Source organism: Candidatus Electronema sp. JM (assembly GCF_048287415.1).
Lineage (GTDB): Bacteria > Desulfobacterota > Desulfobulbia > Desulfobulbales > Desulfobulbaceae > Electronema.
Window position 1 is genome coordinate 1 of the sequence record NZ_JBLWEN010000045.1, and the last position, 8859, is coordinate 8859.

General features: G+C 54.9%; 11 protein-coding genes and 1 pseudogene. 10 read left to right on the forward strand and 2 right to left on the reverse strand.

Features of this window, described 5'->3' with window-relative positions:
- The coding region (locus ACNKH6_RS09400) for a transposase (protein ID WP_417915301.1) at positions 1–646 on the reverse strand (646 nt) is incomplete at its 3' end.
- 124 nt (positions 647–770) lie between these two features.
- On the opposite strand from ACNKH6_RS09400, the gene ACNKH6_RS09405 reads away from it, so the two are divergent.
- The 10 genes from ACNKH6_RS09405 (at position 771) to ACNKH6_RS09450 (ending at position 8258) form a co-directional block, all read left to right on the forward strand.
- Complete coding sequence (locus ACNKH6_RS09405) at positions 771–1118, forward strand: hypothetical protein (protein ID WP_417915302.1); 348 nt, start codon at positions 771–773, stop codon at positions 1116–1118.
- 398 nt (positions 1119–1516) lie between these two features.
- Positions 1517–1765: a hypothetical protein gene (locus ACNKH6_RS09410; RefSeq protein WP_417915303.1), complete on the forward strand. Its 249-nt coding sequence runs from the start codon at positions 1517–1519 to the stop codon at positions 1763–1765.
- 92 nt (positions 1766–1857) lie between these two features.
- The gene (locus tag ACNKH6_RS09415) at positions 1858–2244 is read left to right on the forward strand and encodes a COR domain-containing protein (protein WP_417915304.1); all 387 of its coding nucleotides are present in this window, start codon (positions 1858–1860) and stop codon (positions 2242–2244) included.
- Between the two features lie 49 nt (positions 2245–2293).
- Positions 2294–3736, forward strand: a complete 1443-nt coding sequence (gene purB, locus ACNKH6_RS09420; RefSeq protein ID WP_417915305.1) for an adenylosuccinate lyase — start codon at positions 2294–2296, stop codon at positions 3734–3736.
- A gap of 32 nt (positions 3737–3768) precedes the next feature.
- A complete protein-coding gene (locus ACNKH6_RS09425; protein ID WP_417915306.1) occupies positions 3769–4557 on the forward strand; it encodes a formylglycine-generating enzyme family protein in 789 nt (262 codons plus the stop codon).
- The gene (locus ACNKH6_RS09430) at positions 4526–4864 is read left to right on the forward strand and encodes a formylglycine-generating enzyme family protein (RefSeq protein WP_417915307.1); all 339 of its coding nucleotides are present in this window, start codon (positions 4526–4528) and stop codon (positions 4862–4864) included. The genes ACNKH6_RS09425 and ACNKH6_RS09430 overlap by 32 nt, the downstream gene beginning before the upstream one ends.
- A 76-nt stretch (positions 4865–4940) precedes the next feature.
- A complete protein-coding gene (locus ACNKH6_RS09435; RefSeq protein ID WP_417915308.1) occupies positions 4941–5177 on the forward strand; it encodes a DUF4911 domain-containing protein in 237 nt (78 codons plus the stop codon).
- Positions 5178–5220: 43 nt separating this feature from the next.
- The gene (gene pbpC / locus ACNKH6_RS09440; RefSeq protein ID WP_417915309.1) at positions 5221–7248 is read left to right on the forward strand and encodes a penicillin-binding protein 1C; all 2028 of its coding nucleotides are present in this window, start codon (positions 5221–5223) and stop codon (positions 7246–7248) included.
- A 104-nt stretch (positions 7249–7352) separates the two neighbouring features.
- Positions 7353–7502: a hypothetical protein gene (locus ACNKH6_RS09445; RefSeq protein ID WP_417915310.1), complete on the forward strand. Its 150-nt coding sequence runs from the start codon at positions 7353–7355 to the stop codon at positions 7500–7502.
- A 147-nt stretch (positions 7503–7649) separates the two neighbouring features.
- A complete protein-coding gene (locus ACNKH6_RS09450; protein WP_417915311.1) occupies positions 7650–8258 on the forward strand; it encodes a hypothetical protein in 609 nt (202 codons plus the stop codon).
- 449 nt (positions 8259–8707) lie between these two features.
- Here the strand turns inward: ACNKH6_RS09450 and ACNKH6_RS09455 are convergent.
- Positions 8708–8821: pseudogene (locus tag ACNKH6_RS09455) on the reverse strand (IS1 family transposase); the annotation flags it as partial.
- Between the last annotated feature and the right edge of the window lie 38 nt (positions 8822–8859).

The following is an 8859-nucleotide window of genomic DNA, read 5'->3' on the forward strand; positions in this document are numbered from 1 at the left end:
TTTTTGAATTTTTCTTCCTGACAGGATTCAGATGAACATCTGACTGTTCAAGATCATCCTCAACATTATAGGCGTTGTATGCTTTATCTCCATAAACGACACTGCCGGCAGGAAGAGGAAAGGAGAAATCATAAAGAGAATTTGTGTCTGAATATGACCATGAAGACAGAAATATTTCCACAGGAATTCCTGATTCTGTCATGAGCGCATGAACTTTCAGCCCGTAAAAGTATTCATTCCGGCTTGAAACACGTCCCCGGAAGCATCCGTCCTGATATATTTTGCAGCGCCGCATGCGGATGTTCCGGCAGACAGGGACAGGAAAACTGTCCGCGAGATAAATTTTCAATGAATTCATTGTGTGAAACAGCATGGCAAGCTGTCTGAGCAGTGTCCGCCAGACTGATTCAGGAATTCCGCGCAGGCGGCGGCTGAACTGACTTTTTGAAAGCATGTCAGAAATATATCCATGCTCTTCAAGAAATTTGCAGCTTTTTTCATGACTGCCGGAGAAAAAAGCGGCGGCTGTCAGAGCTGCGGTCATGACCTCCGCTGTGCTCATCGCGCATTGCCGGTCGTCAAGCCAGCCTTCAGAAATTAAGAAATCATCGCATAAACAATAAAATGCTGTAATTTCGAGTTCCATGTCTTCCTCTGTGTGCGGTTATATTCGTGCTGGACAGCAGAAATATAACACATGCGGGGAGGCATGGATTTTTCAAGATTTATAGGTCACAACTTGGGTCTAAGTTAAAAAAAACACAGACTGTATGCGCCAAGATTTTACGAATCAGACGGCGCTGAAAATGCCAAAGATCATGCGCACGAATCTGGTCTGTTTTGAAACGTTTCGTCAAATGGGAGCCTGCTGTTTCGATACGCTTTCTGACACGCTTGCAGAATTTGAGAAGAGAAGCAGGAAACTGAGTTTTCATATTTTTCCTCTGAGGAGTGACAAAAAGGACTCCGTGACGCTCCATCAGCAAAGAATGTCGCACGTATCAATGAAGCCTTTGCCTGCGGGTGCAATTCCTGCAAATCCATCAAGAAAGGTGTCAATGGATAATGATATGATCATTCCAAGCCGTGAAATGCGCAAACACAATTTAAATCCGTAGCAGTGCATGTCTTTTGCGGGGCAACAACCAAAATCAGCCTCTGCCGGAAAACAACTATCCCGCACATCTCCGGTGCGGACGCAAACAGGCAGCGGAAATGTGTAAATTGCTTGAACATGATCATTGAATTGAACAGTGATTTATTATTGTTAAGCGCTGTTGAACATCCGCTTTAATATGCCATAAAGTTTCTGAAAAAAGTGCGGATAATGCGAACGGAAGCATGCGGAGATGTCCTTGTCGCATTCGAGTTTGAAATCTCGATGATAATTCCCGTAGGGGCGGTTCGCGAATCGCCCCTACACCACCACAACCACAGGTGCGCAGGCCATGACGAATGAAGAACTGCTGAAGATGATAGAGGAGGCAAAAGCCAGCGGGGAGAAAAACTCACTACTTTGCCGCCAGAAATCTGCCAGCTCACCTCCCCGCCGCCTGAGATTGCCAAGAAGGGGATTAAGGCGATAAGGCGGTATTTCGCCGAGCTGGAAAAGAGCAAGCAGCCTCTCAACGAGGTGAAGATCATCTTTGTTGGCGACGGGGCCGCAGGCAAGACCTCGCTCGTCAAGCAGCTGCTCGGCGAGACATTCGATAAGCACGAGGACACCACGCACGGCATCAACATCCGCAACTGGCAGGCGCGCTGACAGCAACCCCGCCTTTGACATCAACCGGCCTTTCCTGCTGGGCAAATATCCCGGCATACGCTGCTTCTTCCGCACCTCGTGCCGCACCGGCGATGGCATCAGCGAGCTGCGCGGGAAGCTGCTGCCACGAGGCGGGCATTGATGACGAGCAGAGCCGCGAGGTGCTGGTTGAGTTCCTCCACGATCTCGGCGTGGCCGTGCATTTCAAGGACTTTCAGCTAAACACCTTCAGCGTGCTTGATCCCAAGTGGGTGACGCACGGGGTCTATGCCAAGCAGGTGGCGGACAGCAAGGGCGTTCTCCATGTGGACAACCAATCTGCAACAGAGGCATTCAGCAGCCTGTTCGAGCTGAAGCCAACACTCTTCGGGGCCAGCGTCAACCTGAACGAGGCATTCAAACGAATCTTGGTTTGGGATAAGCAGCACCAGCAGCAGGCCCGCAAACCGCTGTGGACTTTTCCGCCGGATTGCGTTTAAATACCGCCGTTCCTCTCCGCCTATAAACCTTCATCCGCACTATCTTGCCATGAATCACGACATATATCAGGAGCCTTTGGTCAGCCGCTACACCAGCCGGGAAATGCAGGAGCTTTTCTCCGAACGCTTCAAGTTCACCACCTGGCGGCGGTGCTGGATCGCCCTTGCTGAGGCGCAGCATGAGCTGGGCTTGGAACTCGTCAGCCGGGAAATGGTGGACGAGCTGAAGGCGCACGCCGAGGACATCGACTTTGCGGCGGCGGCAAAGAAGGAGAAGGAAATCCGCCACGATGTCATGGCGCATGTCCATGTCTACGGCCAGCAGTGCCCGAAAGCCGAGGCCATCATTCATCTTGGCGCGACCTCGCAGTTTGTCGTCTGCAACACCGATCTGATTATTCAGAAACGAGCTTTGCGCCTGATCAAAAAAGCCTTGGTCAACGTCATCGCCAATCTGGCTGATTTTTGCCGCACGTACAAGGACATGGCCACGCTGGGCTTCACGCATTATCAGCCTGCCCAGCCGACCACGGTCGGCAAGCGCAACACGCTGTACATCCAAGATTTGCTCATGGACTTGGAATATGTCGAGTCCTTGGAGCGGCAGCTCAAGGCTCGCGGCGCGAAAGGCACGGTCGGCACGCAGGCCACCTTTATTGAGCTGTTCCACGGCGACCACGCCAAGGTGCGAGAACTCGACCGGCGCGTGGCGGAGAAGCTCGGCTTTGATCAAATTTTCCCGGTCACTGGGCAGACCTATCCGCGCAAATTGGATATGAAGACTGCCGAGACGCTGGCGGGCATCGGCGCGTCGGCGCACAAGTTTGCCGTGGATTTGCGCCTGCTCTCCAACCTGAAAGTGCAGGAGGAGCCGTTTGAGCAGAAGCAGGTTGGCAGCTCGGCAATGGCCTACAAGCGCAACCCGATGCGCTCCGAGCGCATGACCGGACTGGCGCGCAAGCTGATGGGTCTGCCCGCCGACTTTGCCGCCACCGCCGCCAACCAGTGGTTTGAGCGCACGCTGGATGATTCGGCCATCCGGCGCATGGACATGGCTCAGGCCTTCCTGCTTACGGACGCGATTTTGCGGCTGTATGTCAACATCACCAGCGGTATGGTGGTCTATCCCAAGCAGATTGAAAAGCATCTGCGGGCCGAGCTGCCCTTCATGGCCACGGAAAAAATTCTCATGGCCTGCGTTGAACAGGGCAAGAGCCGTCAGGAGATGCACGAGGTCATCCGCGAGCACTCTGTCGCCGCTGGGCTGGCGGTAAAGGAGGAAGGCTTGGACAATGACCTGCTTGTCCGTCTGGCGGCGGATGAGCGCGTTCCCTTTGCCTTGCACGAGCTGGAAAAGCTGATCGGCAATTATCAGGAATTCACTGGCCGCGCTCCGCAGCAGACTGAGGAATTTCTTGACGAAGTGGTTGCGCCGGTGCTGGCGAAGCATCAGGACTTGCTTGGCGGGGTGGATGCCTCGCTGAAGGTCTGATTTTTTTTGACAAGCGCTGGCAGGAGGCGACGATGGCTGAGGAGGAAAAGAAAAAATCGTTCTGGGAGACGCTGCCCGGCATCATCACGGCGATTGCCGCGCTGATCACCGCCATAGCCGCGTTGGTTGCGGCGATGAACAGCGGGAGCAAAGACGGCGCGGCAAAGCCTGATGCTTCGGCAGCAGCGGCACCGCCTCAATCTTCCGCGCCTCCTGCCAATGACGAGGCAGCGCGGCGGGCGGCGGAGCTGGAGCGGAAATTATCTGAAACAGCTGCTGCCAAGGCGAAAGCCGAAGCGGATGCCTTGGCAGCAAAAGCGCGGGCGGAAGAGGCCGAACGCCACGCTGCTGAACTGGAACGGAAAAAAGCGGAGCCGCAGCAGGGCGACATCAAGGTTGACGACGTTACAGGCATGGACCTGGTTTATGTGCCCGGCGGCTGCTTCCAGATGGGTTCGCCGGAGAGCGAGCAAGGCCGCGAAGATGCCGAGAAGCTGCATGAAGTCTGCGTGGACGGCTTCTGGATGGGCAAGACCGAGGTGACGCAGGGACAGTGGCAAAAGGTCATGGGCAGCAATCCGGCTGAATTTCAGAAGGGCGATGACTATCCGGTGGAGCAGGTTTCTTGGGATGACGCGCAGGACTTCATCAAGAAGCTGAACGGCAAAGCTGGCAGGAAATACCGCCTGCCGACCGAAGCGGAATGGGAATATGCGGCCCGCGCCGGAACCAGCACGGCATATTTCTGGGGTGATTTACCTGATGAGGCTTGCAAATATGCGAATGTTTATGATCAGACTTCAAAAAAGGAGAAGAGTTAGCCACAACTGCGATGACGGCTATGCGGAGACTGCGCCAGTCGGTTCTTTTCAGCCCAATTCGTTCGGTTTGCACGACATGCTTGGCAATGTCTGGGAATGGTGCGCAGACCGGTACGGAGCGTATGAGCCAAAGAAGAAGGATAATCCTGTCGGTGCTTCCTCCGGCTCGACCCGCGTGATTCGCGGCGGTGGCTGGGGCGACTCGCCCAAGGGCGTGCGGGCGGCGAGCCGCTTCAGGTACACGCCGGACTACCGCGACGGCAACTTGGGCTTCCGGCTCCTCCTCCCAGGTCAGCAGGGCAAGTAAAGGCAGATAGCACGACACACACTTGCAGGGGCGGAAAATTTTCCGCCCCTGCTCTTCTGAACTGAAAAACAACATCATGCGCACCTTTTTCCTCCGCATCCGCACTGACCGCATCAGCCTGTTCCGCTTCCTGCTTGAAGGCTACGACGGCTTGGCCGTGCTCACCACCGTTGATGTCCAGCAGGGCTTAGTCCGGCTGACTGTGCCGAAGGACAGATACGCCGAGCTGTGGGGTTTGCTGGCGGCGATATCTGAGGAGCTGGCTCCGGTGGACGGAGAAACGGCGGCAGAAAACCCAAGTTGTGGCCTGTGACTCGTGAAAAGCACTGCAGGCCCGATCTAACAATGCCTCAAGGATGAAAAAATTCCGCCTTGTCCTGCTTGCCGCCGCAGTCCTGAACTGCGGCCTTTTTTTTGCGTATCTCGCTCTGCCGCCGCCACTGCTGCGCAGGCTTCCGGTGCCGTGCTCGGCGCAAGTGCTGGACCGGGACGGCAAACTGCTGCATCTTTTCACCGCGCCGGGCGGCTACTGGCGGCTGCCTGCCCGCTTGGAGCGCATTGACCCGGATTTCATCCGCCTGCTGCTGGCCTGCGAGGACAAACGCTTCTGGTCGCACTGGGGCGTGGATCCGCTCGCGCTGGGCCGGGCGGTCAGGCAGCTGGCCGGGCATGGCCGGGCGGTTTCCGGGGCCTCGACCATCACCATGCAGACCGTGCGCCTGCTCCATCCGCGCCCGCGCACGGTGCGCAGCAAGCTGATCGAAATGGCCGAGGCCCTGCGCCTTGAGCGGCATCTGAGCAAGCGGGAGATACTCGAAACCTACCTGACCTTGGCCCCGTATGGCGGCAATATTGAAGGCATTGAAGCGGCCTGCTTTTTTTATTTCCAGAAAGACGCGGCCCGGCTCACGCCCTCTGAAGCGGCATTGCTGATCAGTCTGCCGCAGTCGCCGGAGCGGAGGCGGCCAGATCGTCATCCTGCGCAGGCCGAGCTGGCCCGCAGCCGGGTGCTGGAACGGCTGACGGAGAAGGAACTGCTCAGTGCTGATCAGGCGAACTTGGCGCGGACGCAGCCGCTGCCTGCCAAGCGGCAGTCGGCTCCTTTTCTCGCGCCGCAGTTCAGCCGCCAGCTCCGCGCCCTTCAGCCAGACAAGGAACTGCTCCTCAGCTCCTTAGATCGCGCCGCGCAGGAAAAAATGGAAGCCATCGCCGCGCAGGCCCAGCAGCGTCTTGGCGAGGAGGGCAAGCGGACGCTGGCCCTGCTGGCTGTTGACAACCGGAGCCGTCAGGTGCTGGCACATGTCGGCTCTGGCGGCTGGCGGATCAGCAGTCTTGATCTGACCAAGGCGCGGCGTTCGCCCGGCTCGGCTCTCAAGCCCTTCATTTATGGCCTCGCCTTTGAGCAGGGCATACTGCATCCAGAAACCCTGATTCTCGACCGCCCGGACCGCTTCGGCAGCTACGGCCCGGACAATTTCGACCGCACCCATCATGGCTGGGTCTCGGTGCGCGAGGCACTTCAGCGTTCGCTCAACCTGCCTGCGGTGCAGGTGCTGGAACGCGTCGGCCCGCAGAACCTGCTGGCCCGCTTCGCCTCGCTCGGCGTTTTCATGGGCCACAGTCAGGCCGAGGCAGGGTTGTCTTTGGCCTTGGGCGGCACAGCCACGAATCTGCGCGACCTCACCGCCCTGTACGCCGCCTTGGCTGATCAGGGGGAATTCCGGCCCATTACCTTCAATCCTGCCGCGCCGCCCGGCCCGGAAAACCGCCTGCTGGTTCCAACAGCCGCTTGGCAGGTGGATGAAATTCTGCGCAGCCTGCCTGCCGCCGCCGGTCTGCAAACAACGGCAAAAATCCGCTACAAAACCGGCACCTCCTACGGCTTCCGTGATGCCTGGGCCATTGGCTACACCCGGCAGCACACGATCGGAGTCTGGGTTGGGCGGCCCGACGGCGGCTACGGCAAGCGCACCACCGGAGCCGAGCTGGCCGTGCCGGTGCTGCTGCAAGCCTTTGCCGCGCTGCCCGCGCAAGTCGAGGCTGCTGACATCCCGCCTGCCGGTTTCCGGCGGCTCAGTCACAATCAACTGCCGCCGCATCTGCAATATTTCAGCCGCTCGGCGACTGAACAGAGCCAGCCCCGCATTTATTATCCGGTGGACGGCAGCAGTCTGCATCTCAGCGGCGAGCCGGTGCTGGTGCTGAAAGCGCATGGCGGCACCCCGCCTTTTCATTGGCTGATCAACGGCCAGCCTGTGGCCAAAGAACAGCAGAGCGAAATCATCTCCTGTCCGTCGCCAGGGCCGGGTCTTGCCCGCATCACCCTGATTGACAGCCAAGGCCGCCGCGACCGGGTTTCGGTCTGGGTGAATTTGGAGGAATGAGCGGAGCGGCTCGCCAGCCGCTTTTCCGCTTACTTGCAACAGGGAACTGATTTACAGTCGTGCAATGCAGCCGTTTTTCGGAACGCAGGAAAAAGAGGGGGGATATGAACAGCATAACCGCCAGCCAGATCAGGACGGAGGGCATCACCGCCATTGAGAAATGGCTTGCCGTTGCCTGTGAAGCAGTCATCACAGTACGTGGCGAAGGAAAGTTTGTTGTTGTAGATATGCAGCGTTATAATTATCTGCAATAGTGCGAGCTACTTTCTCGTTTTAACCAACGCCGGAGTACAGGCAGTTTTGGTTCAAAAACATATGAATTTAAAATTTCGTTTTAAATGGATATTGGTGCTATTTTTCTCCTGATCATAGTAGGTTGTCTCGGCTTTAAGGCAATTTCAGTGGCGTTTAGCAACACGTTCGCTGCTATATCTATCATTTTTCTTGTAATATCTACAGGATATTTTGCTTATCTTAAAAGACGTGAATCGCAAAAAGCTGAGAGAAAACTTGAAGAAGCCGAAAGCAATGCTTATGAAATTGTCCCTGGAAGTCAAGAAGGCATAAAAATCGAGAGACTTTTCAATCTCTACAGCAAGCAAATTGCAACGTATCATCAGGAAACAAGAATCCGTGCCTCGTTGTCCTTTTTCTTCGCCATCCTTTCTATGTGCGCTGGCATGGGCTTCATGTTCTGGGGCGGCAGTGTTATCATCATAGACCCCAACGCCAACCATGTTGCCGCAGGCGCGGCCATTTCCGCCATCGGCGGCGGTATCAGCGCGTACATCACCAAAACCTTCCTTGATGTCCACAAGCTGTCACTCACGCAACTCAACCGCTATTTCACCCAGCCGGTCATCAACGATCATATCGTCATGGCGCAGCGGCTCGCGGAAGATGTGAAAGACGATGAAGTCAGGAAGAAATCCTACGAAAAGATCGTCAACAGCATCACCGCGCTGATTGATGCCACTAATGTTGATCTACATAAAAGCAGCGTGAAGTGATGTCGTTGTTACACCATGCCGGGTTTCCGGAGATTTGAGTTTGATGCCGCGATGAGCCTGTTTCAATCATCCAGCTCATTTTGGCATACTTGAGGCGCATCAGGTCATTCATCGTGAGACCAATAGATGTCAAGAATTTAAAGTTATCGTTTATTATGATATTATTTAATATTTTATATAATGCCATAATCATTATTATTAAATAATATTACTTTTTTTGAAATATCTAATGTAATTAACAAAAAGATTTTCTGTTTTATCAAGATGAATGATCCGCTCGCATTCCAATCTGGTTAAAAAATCCAATTGAAAGAACAGATAAAAAAGGTAGTCCTCAAGACATGGTGGCTAAATTTGGAGCTATATTTTCATTGTAATGATGAATAAAAGACCATATTGCATTGCAGAATTAGTCCGCTTTTTTAAAAAACATCTTCTGTCCGCTCAGGAACATCTTCATATTTTTTGTTTATATAATTTTGCATCCAGACCTCGGATATCCCTGTGACTCCCGAAATTCCTGCTGCTGAAATCTTCTCAAGAAGCAGTTTGTCAGCTGAATTCCATGGCCTCCTGCGGAATTATTTTATTTGACGGGTTC

Coding starts and splice junctions, on each gene's coding strand:
- purB (WP_417915305.1), top strand. CDS start 2,294: ATGAATCACGACATATATCAGGAGCCTTTGGTCAGCCGCTACACCAGC.
- ACNKH6_RS09405 (WP_417915302.1), top strand. CDS start 771: ATGCGCCAAGATTTTACGAATCAGACGGCGCTGAAAATGCCAAAGATC.
- pbpC (WP_417915309.1), top strand. CDS start 5,221: ATGAAAAAATTCCGCCTTGTCCTGCTTGCCGCCGCAGTCCTGAACTGC.
- ACNKH6_RS09430 (WP_417915307.1), top strand. CDS start 4,526: ATGATCAGACTTCAAAAAAGGAGAAGAGTTAGCCACAACTGCGATGAC.
- ACNKH6_RS09435 (WP_417915308.1), top strand. CDS start 4,941: ATGCGCACCTTTTTCCTCCGCATCCGCACTGACCGCATCAGCCTGTTC.
- ACNKH6_RS09425 (WP_417915306.1), top strand. CDS start 3,769: ATGGCTGAGGAGGAAAAGAAAAAATCGTTCTGGGAGACGCTGCCCGGC.
- ACNKH6_RS09445 (WP_417915310.1), top strand. CDS start 7,353: ATGAACAGCATAACCGCCAGCCAGATCAGGACGGAGGGCATCACCGCC.
- ACNKH6_RS09415 (WP_417915304.1), top strand. CDS start 1,858: ATGGCATCAGCGAGCTGCGCGGGAAGCTGCTGCCACGAGGCGGGCATT.